The 18,436-nt window shown below is 72.5% G+C and carries 12 protein-coding genes; 7 read left to right on the top strand and 5 right to left on the bottom strand.

The window, feature by feature from the left end; all coding sequences use genetic code 11:
- Position 1 precedes the first annotated feature (1 nt).
- Complete coding sequence (locus AB0K25_RS20730) at positions 2-835, top strand: carbohydrate ABC transporter permease (protein WP_208569783.1); 834 nt, start codon at positions 2-4, stop codon at positions 833-835.
- An 8-nt stretch (positions 836-843) separates the two neighbouring features.
- Positions 844-2,049 (top strand): sn-glycerol-3-phosphate ABC transporter ATP-binding protein UgpC, encoded by a 1,206-nt coding sequence (gene ugpC, locus AB0K25_RS20725; protein ID WP_219463600.1) that lies wholly within the window; start codon positions 844-846, stop codon positions 2,047-2,049.
- A gap of 677 nt (positions 2,050-2,726) precedes the next feature.
- Here the strand turns inward: ugpC and AB0K25_RS20720 are convergent.
- Entirely contained in the window at positions 2,727-3,833 is a 1,107-nt protein-coding gene (locus tag AB0K25_RS20720; protein ID WP_219463598.1) for a winged helix DNA-binding domain-containing protein, read from the bottom strand.
- A 292-nt stretch (positions 3,834-4,125) separates the two neighbouring features.
- Positions 4,126-4,617 (bottom strand): GNAT family N-acetyltransferase, encoded by a 492-nt coding sequence (locus tag AB0K25_RS20715; protein ID WP_219463596.1) that lies wholly within the window; start codon positions 4,615-4,617, stop codon positions 4,126-4,128.
- Between the two features lie 85 nt (positions 4,618-4,702).
- Between AB0K25_RS20715 and wrbA the strand changes: the two genes are divergently transcribed.
- On the top strand, positions 4,703-5,320 hold the full coding sequence (gene wrbA, locus AB0K25_RS20710) for an NAD(P)H:quinone oxidoreductase (RefSeq protein WP_208569787.1): 618 nt from the start codon (positions 4,703-4,705) through the stop codon (positions 5,318-5,320).
- A 134-nt stretch (positions 5,321-5,454) separates the two neighbouring features.
- Here wrbA and AB0K25_RS20705 read toward each other — a convergent pair whose 3' ends face one another.
- Positions 5,455-7,374, bottom strand: a complete 1,920-nt coding sequence (locus tag AB0K25_RS20705) for a chorismate-binding protein (protein WP_363822043.1) — start codon at positions 7,372-7,374, stop codon at positions 5,455-5,457.
- 230 nt (positions 7,375-7,604) lie between these two features.
- Here AB0K25_RS20705 and AB0K25_RS20700 point away from each other — a divergent pair, with 230 nt between their 5' ends.
- The 3 genes from AB0K25_RS20700 (at position 7,605) to AB0K25_RS20690 (ending at position 12,079) form a co-directional block, all read left to right on the top strand.
- A complete protein-coding gene (locus AB0K25_RS20700; RefSeq protein ID WP_219463594.1) occupies positions 7,605-9,032 on the top strand; it encodes an FGGY family carbohydrate kinase in 1,428 nt (475 codons plus the stop codon).
- Positions 9,033-9,101: 69 nt separating this feature from the next.
- Positions 9,102-11,660, top strand: coding sequence for a nitrate- and nitrite sensing domain-containing protein (locus AB0K25_RS20695; protein ID WP_363822040.1), 2,559 nt, complete (start codon positions 9,102-9,104; stop codon positions 11,658-11,660).
- A gap of 5 nt (positions 11,661-11,665) precedes the next feature.
- A complete protein-coding gene (locus AB0K25_RS20690; RefSeq protein ID WP_208569834.1) occupies positions 11,666-12,079 on the top strand; it encodes a roadblock/LC7 domain-containing protein in 414 nt (137 codons plus the stop codon).
- A gap of 87 nt (positions 12,080-12,166) precedes the next feature.
- On the opposite strand, the gene AB0K25_RS20685 is transcribed toward AB0K25_RS20690, so the two are convergent.
- Positions 12,167-13,663 carry a GH1 family beta-glucosidase gene (locus AB0K25_RS20685; protein WP_363822037.1) on the bottom strand — a complete coding sequence of 499 codons (1,497 nt, stop codon included), beginning with the start codon at positions 13,661-13,663 and terminating at the stop codon, positions 12,167-12,169.
- Positions 13,664-14,564: 901 nt separating this feature from the next.
- On the opposite strand from AB0K25_RS20685, the gene AB0K25_RS20680 reads away from it, so the two are divergent.
- Positions 14,565-17,462, top strand: coding sequence for a glycoside hydrolase family 48 protein (locus tag AB0K25_RS20680; RefSeq protein WP_363822114.1), 2,898 nt, complete (start codon positions 14,565-14,567; stop codon positions 17,460-17,462).
- 344 nt (positions 17,463-17,806) lie between these two features.
- Here the strand turns inward: AB0K25_RS20680 and AB0K25_RS20675 are convergent, their stop codons facing one another.
- Positions 17,807-18,430 carry a DUF3159 domain-containing protein gene (locus AB0K25_RS20675; protein ID WP_219470176.1) on the bottom strand — a complete coding sequence of 208 codons (624 nt, stop codon included), beginning with the start codon at positions 18,428-18,430 and terminating at the stop codon, positions 17,807-17,809.
- Positions 18,431-18,436: the final 6 nt, after the last annotated feature.

Below are 18,436 nucleotides of genomic sequence, written 5' to 3'. Positions count from 1 at the left end.
CATGGCCGACACCACCACCCGCGCGAAGCTGCGCTGGGGCCTGATCGACGTCATCGTCGTCGTGTTCGCCCTGGTCCCGGTGCTCTGGATCGCCTCCCTGTCGTTCAAGACCCCGGCCACCCTCACCGACGGCAAGTTCTGGCCCCGGGAGTGGACGCTGGACAACTACCGGAGCATCTTCGACACCGACCAGTTCGTCCGCGCCCTGGTCAACTCGATCGGCATCGCCCTGATCGCCACGCTCATCGCGGTGGTCCTCGGCGCGATGGCCGCGTACGCGATCAGCCGGCTGGACTTCCCCGGCAAGCGCCTGCTGGTCGGGGTGTCCCTGCTGATCGCGATGTTCCCGCAGGTGTCGCTGGTGTCGCCGCTGTTCGAGATCGAACGGCAACTCGGCCTCTTCGACACCTGGCCGGGGCTGATCCTGCCGTACATCACCTTCGCGCTGCCGCTGGCGATCTACACGCTGTCGGCGTTCTTCAAGCAGATCCCGTGGGACCTGGAGAAGGCCGCGAAGATGGACGGCGCGACCCAGGCGCAGGCGTTCCGGCGGGTCATCGCCCCGCTGGCCGCCCCGGGCCTGTTCACCACGGCGATCCTGGTCTTCATCTTCTGCTGGAACGACTTCCTGTTCGCCATCACGCTCACCTCGACCGAGCGGGCCCGTACGGTGCCGGTGGCGCTGTCGTTCTTCACCGGCGAGTCGCAGTTCGAGGACCCCACCGGGGCGATCTGCGCCGCCGCCGTGGTGATCACCATTCCGATCATCCTGTTCGTGCTCTTCTTCCAGCGCCGCATCGTCTCCGGTCTGACCTCCGGCGCAGTCAAGGGATAGGTGACAAAATGGCTGACATCGTGCTGGACAAGGTGAGCAAGAGCTTCCCCGACGGCACCGTCGCGGTGCAGGACGTCGACCTGGAGATCGCCGACGGCGAGTTCGTCATCCTGGTCGGGCCGTCCGGCTGCGGGAAGTCCACCACCCTCAACATGATCGCCGGGCTGGAGGACATCAGCTCCGGTGAGCTGCGCATCGGCGGGCAGCGGGTCAACGACAAGGCGCCCCGGGACCGGGACATCGCGATGGTGTTCCAGTCGTACGCGCTCTACCCGAACATGACCGTCCGGGAGAACATGGCGTTCCCGCTGCGGCTGGCCAAGCTGGACAAGGCGACCATCGACCAGAAGGTGGACGAGGCGGCGAAAGTGCTGGAGCTGACCTCGCTGCTCGACCGCAAGCCGGCGAACCTCTCCGGTGGGCAGCGCCAGCGGGTGGCGATGGGCCGGGCGATCGTCCGGCAGCCCAAGGCGTTCCTGATGGACGAGCCACTGTCCAACCTGGATGCCAAGCTGCGGGTGCAGATGCGTACCGTGGTGTCCCGGTTGCAGAAGAAGCTCGGCACCACCACCGTCTACGTGACCCACGACCAGACCGAGGCGATGACCCTCGGCGACCGCGTGGTCATCATGCGGGGTGGCGCGATCCAGCAGGTCGGCCCGCCCCAGGAGCTGTACGACCACCCCCGCAACCTCTTCGTCGCCGGTTTCATCGGCTCCCCGTCGATGAACTTCCTGCACGCCGCCGTGGAGGACGGGAAGCTGCGGACCGCCCTGGGTGACGTGCCGATCGGCGACCGGATCCGCCGCGAGCTGGAGGGGGCCGACGCGCCCAGGGAGCTGATCCTCGGCATCCGCCCCGAGCACTTCGAGGACGCCGAACTGATCGACGACGAGGCGCGGGCCCGGGGCATGGAGTTCACCGCCCCCGCCGACATCGTCGAGTCGATGGGCTCCGACAAGTACGTCTACTTCACCGTCGAGGGGCAGCGGGCCAGCGCCGCCGAGCTGGAGGAGTTGGCCGCCGACGCCGGGGCCGACTTCAGCGGCGGCGGGGGCAACCTGGTGACCCGGCTGTCGGCCGAGTCGCCGGTGCAGGAGGGCGAGGACCGGCGGGTCTGGTTCAACCTGGAGAAGATCCACCTGTTCGACCCGTCGAACGGGCGGAATCTCACCCTGCACGAGGGCCGGTCGGCCGGCACGCTCGGCAACTGATCCCCTCCCGGCCCGGACGTCCGGCCCCAGCGGCGGCGGCCCACCCCGCTGGGGCTGCAGGCCCCGCTGGGACCGCAGCCCCGCTGGGACCGCAGACGCAGCGGCCCGGTGCGGCTGCCCACGAGGCCGGTGACGGCCTGCGCCGTCCGAGCCCGACCTCGGGGCTCGCCGCCACCCGCCCAGCGCGGACAGTAACCCAAACGTCCGCCTCGCCCCACCACCTTCGGCCCCTTTGCTCTGCTGCCACCGATGCGACGCTCACTTTCCGCAACTGTCGCGTGGATGGCAGCAGAGCAAAGGGGGCGGGTGGGTGTGGCGGCGGTCGGCGAGGTGTTTCGGTGAATTACCAGTTCAGGGCACATGAGGGTGGGGTTTCTGGCTTCTCGGCAGCCGAGGCGGCCGATTACTGGCAGTAATACTGCCGAGAATTACGCTGAGTTGTCACCGGGGCAAGGTGTTCGGGATGTGTGCGCATCACTGCGGCGCGCAGGAACTACCCAGTCCGTGGTGGCTACCGGGCTCGTGGCGGCTGCCCGGCCCGTGGTGACTACCCGGCCCAGGAGGGCTGCGCGGCCTATGGGGCTGCCCGGCCCAGGCGGACTGTGCGGCCTGTGGGGGCTGTGCGGCGCGGGCGGCGGCCGGGAGTTCCGGCACGAGGGGCTGCGGGATGCGGCGGGCTACCAGGAGAGGTGCAACGGCAGGTCGAGGAAGCGGGCGTAGCCTTCCAACGCCACCCCGACCCGCTGTCTGATCTCCGTGTCCAGCGGGACCAGCGGCTGCACCGTCACGGTGACCCTGGTCCGGGCGAGGCGGCGCTTCCAGGTGCCGACCACCCGGCCGCCGCGCACCACCGTGGACTGGAAGACGCCGTTGCCGCCGGGGATCACCGCCGGCACGTGCGCCGGGTCCACCATCAGGGTGCGGTCCTTGAAGCCCAGCAGATACTCGTCGAAGCCGGGGAGCACGTGGACGTCGTCCACCGGCAGGCGGGGCGCGTCGAGCAACGCCGGGTCGAGGTGCGACTCCACGCCGTCGACGTGCACCACGGCCAACTGCCCGGCGTCGGTGGCGACCGCGATGGCGCGCTTCGCGTCGGCGGCGGTCAGCCCCGTCCAGCCGGTGAAGTCCCGCCGGGTCGTCGGCCCGTGACTGCGGAAGTAGCGCCGGGCCAGGATGCCCAGCGCCTCGTCGCGCTCGGGCCGGTGCGGGTCGGGGGCCCACTCGTCGAGTAGCGCGAAGGTCTGCTCGGTGCCCACGTGCGGGGCGATGCAGGTGACACCCCGTTGGCTGGCGTACCAGAGCAGGTGGTAGGCGCGCTGGCCGGTGGTGTCGATGCCGGCGGCGGCGAGTGTGGCCAGGCACTGGGCGCGGGTCAACCGGCCGCCGCCGGCCAGCGCCGCGCCGAGCACGTCGGCGGCCCGGTCGGCGTCTGCCTCGGTCAGCCCGATCGTGGCCCGGCGGGCCGGTGCCCCGGCCAGGGCGCGTACCCCGGTCAGCTCCAGCATCCAGCGGGCGTCGCGGCAGGGGAGCAGGTGCACGGTGCCCCGCATCGGCCAGGTGCGCAGCGCCTCGCGTCGTTCCAGGGCGGCGCGTACGTCGGCCTCGGTGTGACCGGGCAGCCGCAGGCCCAGCGACCACAGGCCGCTCGCCGCGTCCTGGGCCTGCATGGCACCGAACCACTCCACCACCCCGGCCACGTCCACCGGCCGGCCACCCGGGTGCTCCCGCAGGCCCAGCGCGGTCATCCGCAACGTCAGCGCCTCGCCGCCGGTCAGCTCCACCATGCGGCCAGCATAGGAGCGACCCCCGACGTCGGCCGGCACACCCGGACCGGACCGCCACCGCGGGGCGCGCAGCGCGGTGGTCATGTGGGTGGAGACCCCTGATCGCGCTACGCCGGTTGCCGAACCGGCGGAGCGCGATCCCCCGTGCAGGTCCCCCCGAACCCCGAGGGTGGCCCCCACCCCGGCGTCCGTGCCCCCAGGATCGCGTTCCCGTCCGTGCGTGGGAGCGTTCCCGGGCGGAACTTGCGGAAATCTTGAGCTGCGGCCGAAACTCTCGGTGTCGCCGGCCGGTCTAGTCGAGCCGGCGGTGCATCACCAGCAGGTCGACCAGGCCGAGGTCGGGATGGCGGAAACCCTCCGGGACCCGGCCGACCACGGCGAATCCCAGCGACTGCCACAGCGCCACCGCCCGGGTGTTGCTGGCCACGACCGCGTTGAACTGCATCGCCCGGTAGCCGTCGCGCCGGGCCAGCTCCAGCACGTACACCCCGAGGGCCCGGCCGACGCCGCGACCCGCCGCCGTCGGCGCGACCATGAAGCTGGCGTTGGCCACGTGGTCGCCCGGCCCCTCCTGGTTGGCGACCAGCTTCGCCGTCCCCAGGACCGTCCCGTCGTCGTCCACCGCGACCACCGTCCGACCGGGTGGGACGACCAACCACCGTCGGCGGGCGTCGTCCGCACTCACGTCACGCGGCCAGGTGTACGTCTGCCCGGCGGCGACGATCTCGCGCAGGAAGGACCAGATCGCGGGCCAGTCCCCGGCGGTGGCGGCGCGCAGCTGCATGTCCGGATCATGCCACGCGGGAACGTTTGACCCGGCAACCACCGGGTAGTCGCGGGAGCTGACCCGAACCGAGGAGGACACAGGAATGGACGGCCAGGTCAAGGTAGCGGTCATCTACTACAGCGCGACCGGCATCACCTACCAGATGGCGCAGGCGGCCTGTGAGGCCGCCGGTGAGGCGGGAGCCGAGGTGCGCCTGCGCAAGGTGCGGGAGTTGGCGCCCGACGAGGCGATCCGCTCGAACGCGGGCTGGCAGGCGCACCGGCTGGAGACCCAGGACGTGATGGAGGCCGAGATCGACGATCTGGCCTGGGCCGACGTGGTGATCTTCGGTAGCCCCACCCGGTACGGCATGATCGCCGCCCAGCTCAAGCAGTTCATCGACACCACCGGCCCGCTCTGGGCCAACGGTGCGCTGGCCGACAAGGTCTACAGCGGCTTCACCTCCACCGCCACCTCGCACGGCGGGCAGGAGTCGACCCTGCTGTCGCTGTTCACGATCTTCTACCACTGGGGTGGTGTGGTGGTCACCCCCGGCTACACCGACCCGAGTCAGTTCGTCGCCGGCAACCCGTACGGCGCGTCGCACACCAGCAACAACGGGGAGATCGCCCCGGACCACGTGGCGCTCGCGGCCACCGCGCTGACCGCCAAGCGGGCGGTCCGCATCGGCGCCGCCGTCAAGCGCGGCCTGGCCGGCTGAGCCCCGGCGGACCAGACCGAGCCGGCGGACCAGGTCGACCCGCCGGACCGGACCGGCGGGTGGGGCAGTGCCGGCGGGTGGGCGGTGGATCGGACGGGTCGCCAGCACCGTCCGATCCACCGCCCACCGCCGCACTACCCGCCCACCGGGTCGCCGTGCGCCGCCAGCGCCGGCCGGGCCAGGAGTTGACCCAGCAGCTCGGCCAGGACCGCCAGGCCGTCCCGGCTGAGCACCGACTCCGGATGGAACTGCACCCCGGCGAAGGTCGTCCCACGCAGCGCGTGCACCGACCCGTCGGCCGGGTCCCGGGCCAGCTCCACCGGGCCGTACGGCGAGCCGATCCGGTCGGTGGCCGCCCGGGCGGTGAACGTCGAGTAGAAACCCACCCGACGTGGCACCCCGAACAGCGACACCTGCCGTTGCAGGCCCTGGTAGGGCGCGGCCCGGCGGTGCAGCGTCAATCCGAGCAGCCCGCTGAGCAGCTGGTGACCCAGGCACACCGCCAGGGTGGGCCGGTCCGCGTCCAGCCGCCGGGTCAGCAGCCCGCGCAGGGCCGCCATCTTCGGGTCGTCGACCGCGCCCGGGTCACCCGGTCCGGGGCCGACCACCACCAGGTCGTATCCGTCGGTGCGGCCGGGGGTGTGCCAGGGCCGCACGTCCACCGTCAGGCCCAGCGCCCGCAACTGGTGGGCGAGCATTCCGGTGAAGGTGTCCTCCCCGTCGACCACCAGCGCCCGCCGGCCCGCCGCCCCGGGCAGCACCACCGCGCCGGGGGCCCGCTGGTCGAGCCAGAACCGGGCCAGCGGGTCGTTGCGGGCGGCGAGCACCGCCCGTACCTGCGGATCGTCGGCCCACCGCACCGGCGGGTACGCACCGACCGTCGCCGCCTGCGGGCCCAGCCCCAACGCGGCGAGCACCCCGGCGGCCTTGGCGTGCGTCTCGGCGACCTCACCGGCGGCGGTGGAGTGCCGCACCAGGGTCGCCCCGACCGGCACCCGCAGCCGCCCGGCGGGGGAGATCTCGGCGGTCCGGATCAGGATCGGCGCGTCCAACGTCTGCCGGCCCTCGGCGTCGCGGCCCAGCAGCGCCAGCACCCCGGAGTAGTACCGCCGGCCGGTAGGTTCGTGCCGGGCGATCACCCGGCAGGCGTTCTGCATCGGGCTGCCGGTCACCGTCGGGGCGAACATCGTCTCGCGCAGCACCTCCCGGACGTCGCGGGTGCCCCGACCGGCCAGCAGGTACTCGGTGTGCGCCAGGTGCGACATCTCCTTGAGGTACGGCCCGACCACCTGCCCGCCGTGCTCGGCCACCCCGGCCATCATCTTCAGTTCCTCGTCGAGGACCATGTACAGCTCCTCGACCTCCTTCGGGTCGTGCAGGAACCGCAGCAGCGCGTCCCGGTCGGCGGCCGTCCCGGTGTGCCGGAAGGTGCCGCTGATCGGGTTCATCATGACCAGGCCGTCGTCGACGCTGACGTGCCGTTCCGGGCTCGCGCCGACCAGGGTCCGGGTGCCGGTGTGCACCAGGAACGTCCAGTACGCGCCTCGCTCGTCGCGTAGCAGCCGGCCCAGCGCCGCCAGCGCGGCACCCAACGGGGTGCCCCGTACGGTGGCGTGCAGGGTGCGGTGGATGACGAAGTTCGCCCCCTCGCCCCGGCCGATCTCCTCGGCCAGCACCCGGTCGACGATCCGGGCGTACTCGTCGTCGTCGACGTCGAAGGCGGCGTCGCGGGTGACCACCGGTCCGGTCGGCAGGGCGGCGAGCAGGTCGGCCAGCGGCAACGCGACGTGCGACTCGACGGTCAGGTACTCCAGCGGGACGCCGTCGTCCACACACGCGAAGCCCCGTTCGGCGATCTGCCGGTAGGGCACCAGCGCCAGCGTCCGGGGGCCCGGACCGCCCTCGGGCAGCGGCAGTTCGGCGAGGTGGTCGGCGACGCCCACCGGGCCGGTGAACAGGTCGACGTGGTCGACGCCGTCGCGGCGGACCAGCGCGAACGGGCCGGGGTCCCCGCCGTCGGCGAGGACGGCGAGCAGGTCGTACGGGTGGTTCATCGGGTTCTCCTCGTCGGCCGGGCCGCCTCGTCGTCGGGCGGCCCCGGTGCCGGGGAGATAACCGTCGGCCGCCTCGTCGGGGCGGCCGCGTGAGAGCTACGCGCGGGGGATGGCCGCCGGGTCGGCGGGCCACCAGCAGGTCAGGTGCGCGAGCATGCCCCCACCCTAGGCGGTGCGGGGACGACGGGGAAGGGCGTTCCCACCCGCAGCTGCGGGTAGCGTGATCCGCGATGAACATTCTCGCCCTCGACCTGGGCACCTCCTCGGTACGGGGACTGGTGCTCGACGCCGACGCCGACCCGCTGCCGGAAGCGTTGGCCCGCCGCAAGGTGCACCTGTCGGTCACCGGGGACGGCGCCGGCACCCTGGACGCCGCCGCCTACCTGGCCGGCCTGACCGAGTGTCTGGACGAGTTGGCCGCCGCCGGCCACCTGCGCGACGTGGGCCTGGTCGCGGTCTGCGCGCAGTGGCACTCGGTGCTGCCCCTGGACCGGGCCGGTGACCCGCTCGGCCCGGTCCTGACCTGGCTGGACACCCGGCCCGCAGCCGCCCCCGGCGCGAGCGGTCCGGCCGATCCGCAGGACTTCCACCGTCGTACCGGGGCGTGGTGGCATCGCTGTTACTGGTCGGTGCGGCTGCCCTGGCTGCGGGAACGCACGACCGGCGTGACCCGGTTCGCCGGCCTGGTCGAGTACGTCCTCGGCCAGTTGCTCGACGACGCGCCGATGTCGGTGTCGATGGCGTCCGGCACCGGCCTGCTCGACCTGCGCCGCCTCGACTGGGACGACGAGGCCGTCGCGTTGGCCGGGGTCCGCCCGGGTGAGCTTCCCGAGTTGGCCCCGATGGGCTGGCACGGTCGGCTGCGGGCCGGGCACGCCCGGCGGTGGCCGCAACTCGCCGCGGCGGACTGGGCCGCGCCGGTCGGTGACGGGGCCGCCTCCAACGTCGGCTCGGGCTGCGTGGACCCCCGCCGGGCGGCGGTCACCGTCGGCACCTCCGCCGCGGTACGGCTGGTCCAGCGGGTCCCGGCAGGGACGGCGTTGCCGCCCCTGCCCGCGTCGCTGTGGCGCTACCGGGTGGACCACGAGCACGTGGTGACCGGTGCGGCCTACTCGTCCGGCGGGAACCTGTTCGCCTGGGCGAACCGGGAACTGCGGCTGCCCGAGGGGGCCGAACTCGACGCGGCGCTGGCCCGGGTAGCGCCGGACGGCGTGCTCGCCGCGAACCCCCGGCTGGGTGGGGACCGGCCGCCCGGTCTGGCCCCGGCCGGCTCCGGTGAGCTGCACGGACTCAGCTTCTCCAGCACCGGGGTGGACATTCTCGCCGGGCTGATGACCGGGCTGTGCCGGATGGTCGCCGACGACCTCGCCGTGCTGGAGTCCGGTGTCGACGCACCCGTCGAGGTGGTGCTCGGCGGGGGAGCGGTGACCGCCTCCGCGTGGTGGCGTACGGCGTTCGCCGCCGCGCTCGCCCCGCGACCGGTCCGGCACCGCGCCGAGCGGGAGATCGGGGCAACCGGGGCCGCGCTGGTCGCGCTGGGTCGGGTGCCCGACGCGGACCGGCTCGCCGGCACCGGCCGTACGGAGGAGGACCCCTCGCCGACCTCGACCGTCGGGTCCGGCACGTCCGCCCGGTCGGATGCCCCGTCGACCCGTTGACACCGGTGTCTGGCCTGGTTGGATGGACCGGGCCACCCGTCGTGGGGACGGGGACCGAGGAGGCGAGACGTGGACGCAGGTCCCGACCCGACACCGAGCGCGGAGTCGCCGGGTCGGAACCGGTTCGACGAGCGGGTCGTGCCGCACCGGCGGCGTTCGCCGCTGCGGCTGCGGGACTGGCGGATGCGGACCAAGCTCGCCACCGTCCTGGTCATCCCGTCGGTGGCCTTCCTGGTGCTGGCCGGGGTGCAGACGGCGGGGCTGGTCGGGCGGACCACCGCGCTGAACGACTTCGCCCGGCAGGTCGGCATCGGCCAGCAGATCACCACCGTGGTGGACCGGCTCCAGCAGGAACGGGACCGCACCGCCGGTGAACTGGCGGCCCTGCGCCGCGCGGGCAACGCCGCCGACCGGGACGCCGCGCAGCTCGCCCTGCGGCCGTTGCACTCCGCCACCGACACGGCCATCGGTGCGTTGCGCGAGGCGGCCGGCCCGCTGGCCGACTCCGACGCCGCCTGGCAGGTCGCCTACGCCGAGGCGTTGGAGGCGTACGACCAGGTGGTCTACATCCGGGCGGCGGTGCCGCCGGCGGTGCTGAGCAGCGACACCATCCTGGGCAACTACCACCGGGCGGTGGAGGCGCTGCTCGGCCTGCTCGCCGAGCCCAACCCCGGGCCGGAGCGTCCGGAGTTGACCGACGCGGTGCTGCGTTACGTGCAGCTGGCCCGGGTCAAGGAGCTGTCGTCGCGGATCCGGGCCCAGCTGTACGCCGCCGGCCGGGCCGGCCGGTACGGCCTGGAGGACCAGGTGAACCTGACCGACCTGCGGGCCCAGCAGTTGGCCGCGTTGGGCGCGTTCCGGGTCGCCGCGACCACCGGCCAGATCCAGGCGTACGACCGGACCTCCCGGCAGGGGGCGTTCGTCGACGCCACCCGGTTGGAGGAGAAGAGCATCACCACCGGCGGCACCGCCCTGCCCGCGGTGTTGCCCGCGAACCAGTGGTGGACGGTCAGCGAGCAGCGGCAGGCGCTGCTGCGGCAGCTGGAGACCCGGGTCCTCGACGACGCGGTGGTCCGGGCCGACGAGGTCAGCGGCGCCCAGTTGCGCACCACCCTGCTGGTGCTCGGTGGCATCGTGGTGGTGCTCGCCCTGGCGGTGCTGCTGGCCGTGCTGATCGGTCGGTCGATCGCGAACTCGATGCAGCGGCTGCGTGACCAGGCACTGCGGATCGCCCAGGTCGAACTCCCGCACGCCCTGGACCGGCTGCGGGCCGTCGACGGCGGGGTGCCGAGGATCGACGTGCCGCCCGCCGTGGTGCGGTCCCTGGACGAGATCGGCGAGCTGGCCGAGGCGTTCGTGGCGGTGCACCGCAGCGCGGTCAGCGTCGCCGTGGAGCAGGCGGAGACCCGCCGTACCGTCAATGCGATGTTCGTGAACCTGGCCCGGCGCAGCCAGGTGCTGGTGGAGCGGCAACTGGAGCTGCTCGACGACCTGGAACGGGAGGAGGCCGACCCGGACCAGCTGGAGAACCTGTTCAAACTGGACCATCTGGCCGCCCGGATGCGCCGTAACGACGAGAGCCTGCTGGTGCTCGCCGGCACCGAGTCCACCCGCCGGTGGAACCGGCCGGTGCGGTTGGGTGCGGTGCTGCTCGCGGCGAGCGCCGAGATCGAGCAGTACCAGCGGGTCCGCCACGAGTCGGTGGCCGACCTCTACGTGGTCGGGCACGCCGTCGGTGAGCTGGTCCACCTGATGGCGGAGCTGCTGGAGAACGCGACTGCCTTCTCCCGGCCGGACACCGCGGTCCGGGTGAGCGCGTGGGCCGAGGGCGGCGGTGCGGTGGTGGAGGTCGCCGACGCCGGTCTCGGCATGAGCCCGGCGGCGTTGGCGCAGGCCAACGCGGTGCTGGCGGCACCACCGGCGGCGGACGTGGCGGCCATCGAGCGGATGGGTCACTTCGTGGTCAGCCACCTGGCCGCACGGCACGGCGTCGGGGTGCAGCTGGCCGCCCCGGGGCAGGGGCTGGTGGCGCGGATCGCGTTGCCGGCGAGCCTGCTCGCGCCGGCGCCCGCCGTGGAGCTGGACATGCCGGTCGGGCAGCGGGCCCTCACCACCGCAGTCACCGCCGCGCCCCGTCCCGTCGGGGCGTCGCGCCAGCCCGGTGCGGTCCACCCGGTCGACCTGCCGGTGGCTGGCCGGCCACCGCAGCAGTGGCCGGGGGTGCTGCAGCAGCGGCCCGACGCGCCGGCCCCGTTGCCGGTCCGCGCCGCGGACGTGCTGGCGCCGGTCGCTGCGCCCCCGGCCGACACCGGTGGCGGCTGGTGGTCCCGGCAGGGTCCGGCCCCGTCGTCGCCGGTGTCGCTGGGGGAGAGCACGCCGGCGCCGCCGCTCGTCCCGGTCACCGGCGGCACCAACGACCGGGGGCTGCCGGTGCGGGTGCCGATGGCCCAGCTGACCTCGGTGACGGAGCCGGCCCGGCCGGCGGCCCGGGTACGCGAGGACCTGGACCCGGAGGCGGTGGGCGGGATGCTGTCCCGGCTCTACAGCGGCGTGCGCCGTGCCGAGGCCGAGGAGACCACCGAGTTAATCTTGCCGCCGGGTGTGCGCAGCGAAGGAGGACGACAGTGATGACGCTGAGTCAGGAGGCGCGTGACCTGAACTGGTTGGTCAACGCGTTCGCGGAGCGGGTGCCGGGCGTGGCGCACGCGGTGGTGGTCTCCTCGGACGGTCTGCTGGTCGCGATCTCGGCGCAGTTGCCCCGGGACCACGCGGACAAGTTGGCCGCGGTCACCTCGGGGTTGATGAGCATCACCGCGGGTGCCGCCCAGATGTTCGACGGCGACATCGTCAAGCAGACGGTGGTCGAGATGGGGCGGGGCTACTTCCTGGTCATGCAGATCCGCGACGGCTCGATCCTGGCCACCCTGGCCGGCGCGGACGCGGACATCGGCGTGGTGGGCTACGAGATGGCCCGGCTGGCCAAGCAGGCCGGCGAGATGCTGACCCCGGCGCTGCGCGCGGAACTCCAGCAGGCACTGCCCCGCTGACGGTCGGTCGGGTGCCGGGCCGGACCGCCCCCACGCGGTCCGGCCGTGCCGGTGGTGCCCCCGTCGCCGGGTTCCCGGTCGACGTCCCTACAGGCCGTTGTCCCGGATGACCTGGCGGTACCAGTGGGCGCTGCGCTTCAGGACGCGCCGCTGGGTCGGGTAGTCCACATAGACCAGCCCCCAGCGCTGGTCGTACCCCTCGGCCCATTCGAAGTTGTCCAGCAGCGACCAGACATGGTAGCTCTCCAGCGGTACGCCGTCGGCGATGGCCCGGTGGGCGGCGGTGAAGTGGTCGCGCAGGAAGGCGATCCGGCCGGCGTCGTCGACGGTGCCGTCCGGGCCGAGGGTGTCGGGGCAGGGCAGTCCGTTCTCGGTGACGGTGATCGGGATCGGGCCGTAGTCGCGGGTGACCCGGGTCAGGGTGTCGTACATGCCCTGCGGGTAGATCTGCTGCCAGTCCGCCTCGCTGGTGGGCCAGCGGGTGACGGTGTTGCCGTTGCCGGTCAGGTAGAGCGGGGTGTAGTACTGCACCGCGAGCAGGTCCACCGGGCTGGAGATGATTCCCAGGTCGCCGTCGTGGATGCCCCGGACCATCCGGCTGTCCGGGCCGAGGTCGGCCAGCACGTCGGCCGGGTAGGCCCCGGTGAGGATGGAGTCCAGGTAGAGGCGGTTCTCGTACCCGTCGTGCAGCTTGGCGGCGGAGGCCGCGGCGGGGCTGTCGTCGGCGGGGTAGCACGGGTGCAGGTTGAGCGCCGGGCCGATGCGGGTGTCGTAGCCGGTGGCGCGCAGCGCGCGGACGGCGAGGCCGTGGGCGAGCTGGAGGTGGTGGGCGACCAGGTAGGCGGCGTCGGCGTCCTGTCGGCCGGGGGCGTGGTGGCCCCAGAGGTAGCCGTTCTGCACCACGGTCTTGGGCTCGTTGATGGTCAACCAGACCGGCACCTGGTCGCCGATGCCCCGGAAGACCGCGTCGGCGTAGTCGGCGAACCGGTGGGCGGTGTCCCGGTTCTCCCAGCCGCCCTCGTCCTGCAACGCCTGCGGCAGGTCCCAGTGGAAGAGGGTGACCATCGGGGCGATGCCGCGTTCGTGCAGCCCGTCGACGAGCCGCTTGTAGAAGTCGAGCCCGCGCTGGTTGGGCTTGCCGGTGCCGTCGGCCTGGATCCGGGGCCAGGAGACGGAGAACCGGTAGCTGCGCAGCCCGAGGTCGCGCATCAGGTCCAGGTCGTCGGCCCAGCGGTGGTAGTGGTCGGCGGCCACGTCACCGGTGTCGCCGTTGTGGGTGCGTCCGGGGGTGTGACTGAAGGTGTCCCAGACCGACTCGCCCCGGCCGTCCTCCTTGGCGGCGCCCTCGATCTGGTAGGCCGAGGTGGCGGCACCCCAGCCGAAGTCGTGGGGGAACCGCAGCTGCTCCGTGGCGGGGTCGGGCGCCGGATCGCCACCCTTCGGCGTGTCGCAGCCGGCGGCCAGGGTGCCGGTGGCCGCGACCAGGCCACCGGCACCGGTGGCGGCGGTGAGCCCGGCGCCGGCGGTGGCGGTGGCGGAGAGCGCGGCGCGGCGCAGCAGGCGTCGCCGGGTGAGTATCGACATGGATGTTTCTCCTCAGGGTGCGGGCCACCCCGACGGCCGGGAGCGCTCCCAGCGCGGGCGTGCGACGGCCCGGCCGCCTCGGGGCGGGCCGCCAGCCTAGAGGGCCGCGCGTGGGCGGCCGGGATGGGGAATCGGGAGTGTGACGGGCGCCGTCGTGGGGACGGTCGGCCCAACTGCCGAGGGGCAGATAGCGATCGAGGCCGGCCGGGCGGCGCGCACGCCTGACCCGTCGGCCTCTTTTCCCGTCGAGTACGGGGGTTTAGTGTGGGGACGGGGGAGGGCAACCCCCGTCCCCACCTGTGTTGCACACACGCACGCTCGAATTGGCGTCCGGCCGTGCGTGTCGCGCGGGAGCCGGGCCACGCGAGTGGCTCTGGTTCCACCTCCCTCCGTGATGGTGGGATGATGGCTGGCGACGGTGTCCGGGCTGGCCCGTCGTCAGCCTTTCGGGCTGAACCCCGTGGTCGGGCGACCACGGTTCTGACCTTCACTTGTTGCATCTCCGTCGATGGAAGCGCTCCCATCGGCGATGCTGCGACTGTAACGCCCGTCACGGCTTTGTGAAAGCCCCTAAACGAGATCGAAACATCGACCTGCGTTTCGATACTGGTAGTTGTCGTGGGAGCGCTTCCATGGCACACTGTCGAATCAACGCAGCGGAGCCAAACACGCGCGAGTGATGGGTAGCCGAGGGCATCCGGGTCTCCCGGACGGCACCCGAAGGAACGGCACGGCCGGCCTGCTCGGCCGTACCCCGTCCCTGTCCCGGCCCACCGGCCGGACCGACCACCATTCCGGCGCCTCCGTCCCCCCGCGCACCCCTGTATCCGCGCGTGGAGGTGCCTCCGCCGGGGCCCGCAGCCCCGGCCCGGTCCGAGGAGACACCGCGCACATGAGACTCATGGCAAGACGTCGCCGCACGGCGATGCTCGCCGCCACCGCACTCGCCATCGGCGGGGTGGGCCTGCCGGCCAGCGCGGCCCAGGCCGCGCCGGCCTGCGACGTGGTCTACGCCACCAACGACTGGGGCAGCGGCTTCACCGCGAACGTCACCATCAAGAACATGGGTGACGCGCTCAGCAGCTGGTCGCTCAAGTGGACCTTCCCGAACAGCAGCCAGCGGGTCACCCAGGGCTGGTCGGCGAAGTGGAGCCAGAGCGGCAGCGAGGTCACCGCCACCAACGAGTCCTACAACGGCAACATCGGGACCGGGGCCTCCACCACCATCGGGTTCAACGGCTCCTACTCGGGCAGCAACCCGAAGCCGACGTCGTTCACCCTCAACGGCACCCCGTGCAACGGCACCCCGGCCAACCAGCCGCCGACGGTCTCCCTCGGTGTGCCCGCCGGCCCGTTCACCGCGCCGGCCGACGTGCCGCTGACCGCCACCGCCAGCGACCCGGACGGGACGATCAGCAAGGTCGAGTTCTACCGCAACGGCCTGCTGGTCAACACCGACACCTCCGCGCCGTACGCGTACACGCTGACCTCGCTGCCGTCCGGCAGCTACACGGTCCAGGCCAAGGCGTACGACAACGCCAACGGCATCGGCGTGGCGGAGAAGTCGTTCACCGTCAACCCGGCCACCGGCCCGGCGCTGGTCGCCACGCCGTCCACGGTGAGCGTCAACGAGGGTGGCAGCACCACCTTCAACCTCAAGCTCAGCGCCGCGCCCTCGGGCAACGTGCCGGTCGCCATCACCCGTGCCGGTGACACCGACATCACGGTCTCGCCGGCCAGCGTCACGCTGACCCCGAGCAACTGGAACACCGGGGCCACCGTCACGGTCGCCGCGGCGGAGGACACCGACACCGCCGGTGGCACCGCCACCATCACCGCGGCCGGCACCGGGGTCTCCTCGGTGGTGGTCACCGCCACCGAGATCGACAACGACACCCCCGGCGGGGACAACGCCTACGTGGCGAAGTTCCTCGACCAGTACGGCAAGATCAAGAACTCGGGCTACTTCAGCCCCGAGGGCGTGCCGTACCACTCGATCGAGACGCTGATCGTCGAGGCGCCCGACCACGGCCACGAGACCACCTCCGAGGCGTTCAGCTACTGGCTGTGGCTGGAGGCCTACTACGGCCGGGTCACCCAGAACTGGGCCCCGTTCAACAACGCCTGGACGGTGATGGAGAAGTACATCATCCCGTCGCACGCCGACCAGCCCACCGCGGGCGTCGCCGGCACCCCGCAGTACGCCTCCGAGTACAACCTGCCCAGCCAGTACCCGTCGGCGCTGAACGCCAGCGTCCCGGTCGGCCAGGACCCGCTGCGCTCGGAGCTGCAGTCCACCTACGGCACCGGCGACATCTACGGCATGCACTGGCTGATGGACGTCGACAACACCTACGGCTTCGGCCGCTGCGGTGACGGCACCACCAAGCCGGCCTACATCAACACCTTCCAGCGGGGCACCCAGGAGTCGGTGTGGGAGACCATCCCGCAGCCCTCCTGCGACACCTTCAAGCACGGCGGCCAGTACGGCTACCTCGACCTGTTCGTCAAGGACTCGGGTGCCCCGGCCAAGCAGTGGAAGTACACCAACGCCCCGGACGCCGACGCCCGCGCCGTGCAGGCCGCGTACTGGGCGCTGACCTGGGCCAAGGCGCAGGGCAAGCAGGCCGACGTCGCGGCCACCGTGGCCAAGGCCGCCAAGATGGGCGACTACCTGCGGTACGCGATGTTCGACAAGTACTTCAAGAAGATCGGCAACTGCGTCGGGGCCAGCACCTGCGCCGCCGGCACCGGCAAGGACTCGGCGCACTACCTGCTGTCCTGGTACTACGCCTGGGGTGGCGCGTACGACGCCAGCGCGGGCTGGTCCTGGCGGATCGGTTCCAGCCACAACCACTTCGGCTACCAGAACCCGTTCGCGGCCTGGGCGATGACCAACATCAGCGAGCTCAAGCCGAAGTCCCCGACCGCGGTCGCGGACTGGCAGAAGAGCTTCGACCGGCAGCTGGAGTTCTACACCTGGCTCCAGTCCGCCGAGGGCGGCATCGCCGGTGGCGCCACCAACAGCTGGGACGGTAGTTACGCCCAGCCGCCGGCCGGCACCGCCACCTTCTACGGCATGTTCTACGACGTCGACCCGGTCTACAACGACCCGCCGTCGAACCAGTGGTTCGGCATGCAGGTCTGGTCGATGCAGCGCATCGCCGAGCTGTACCTGGAGACCGGCAACACCAAGGCCAAGGCGCTGCTCGACAAGTGGGTGCCGTGGGCGATCGCCAACACCAAGCTGGGCACCAACTGGGCGGTTCCGTCCGAGCTGAAGTGGACGGGCCAGCCCGCCAACTGGAACCCGAGCAGCCCGGCGTCCAACACCGGCCTGCACGTCGAGGTCAGCTCCACGGGTCAGGACGTCGGCGTCACCGGCTCCCTCGCCCGGACCCTGATCGCGTACGCGGCCAAGTCCGGCAACACGCAGGCCAAGACCACCGCGAAGGGTCTGCTGGACGCGCTCTCGGCGGCCAGCGACAGCAAGGGTGTGTCGACGACGGAGACGCGCGGCGACTACAAGCGCTTCGACGACGTCTACAACGCCGCCGACGGTCAGGGCCTCTACGTGCCGCCGGGCTGGACCGGGAAGATGCCCAACGGCGACACCATCGCCGCCGGCAAGAGCTTCCTGGACATCCGGTCGTTCTACAAGAACGACCCGGACTGGCCGAAGGTCGACGCGTACCTCAAGGGCGGCCCCGAGCCGACGTTCAACTACCACCGGTTCTGGGCCCAGTCCGACATCGCCATGGCGTACGCGGACTACGGGATGCTCTTCCCGAACGGCTGAGTTGACCCTGCCGGGTGGGTGGCGCGGCGCCGCCCACCCGGAGGCCGACCGGGCCCGGGGGAGCGGACGCCCGGTCGGCGGGCGGCCTGATTCCCACGGTCAGGCCGGGGGTGGGTCGACCGTCCGGCCGACGCAGCGGAACGGCCGGCCCACCCCACCATCCCCTTTCCCGCTCCGGCGGGAAAGGGCTGTGAAAAAAGAGGGCGCGCGGGATAACGCGACGCCACCTGACGGAGTACCGTGTTGATCGGAGAGGCCGCTCCCCCCGTGGCGGCCTCTCCATTAACGTCTCCACCCCTGACCACACCTCAGCCCCCGGCCGTCGGCCGTGGCCCGGCCGCGCCTCAGCCCTCCGGCCGCGCCTCAGCGGGGTCCACCGGGTGTCGCAGCCCCGGATGACCGGTCGGTAGCGACCGGCGGATCACCACCCAGCTCACCGTCAGCGCCGCCGCCACCAGCGGCCAGGTCAGCGCGACCCGGGCCACGGTCAACGCGAGCACCTGCCCGCCCAGCCACAGCGGCAGGAACACCGCCACCCGCACGACGTACGTCGCCGCCCACACCCAACTGCCCCGCCCGTACGCCCGCAGCAGCGCCGGGTCGCGCCGCCACCGCCCGCGCTGGCGCAGCGCCGCCCCGACGACCACCCCGAGCAGCGGCCGGCGTACCACGATGCTCACCATCCAGACCAGCGCGCTGGCGAGGTTGGAGAAGACCTGCACCGCGAAGAAGTCGGCGGCCCGGCCGGTGCGCAACGCCACCACCGCGGCCAGGCAGACCGCCAGCAACCCGATCAGCACCGCCCGGGGACGGTCCCCGCGCCGCCACCGCCACAACGCCACCGCCGTACCGGCCAGCACGGCCACGGCGACCCCGCCGACGACGGACCGCCCGGTGGCCAGCCAGCCGATGGTGAACGCGACCGGCGGCAGGGTCGCGTCGACCGCGCCACCGCGCCCACCGAGCAGACCGGC

Source organism: Micromonospora sp. NPDC049257, from assembly GCF_040678915.1.
Classification (GTDB): domain Bacteria; phylum Actinomycetota; class Actinomycetes; order Mycobacteriales; family Micromonosporaceae; genus Micromonospora; species Micromonospora antibiotica.
Note: the sequence above shows the minus strand (reverse complement) of the source record. Positions and strands in the feature narration are given on the sequence as shown.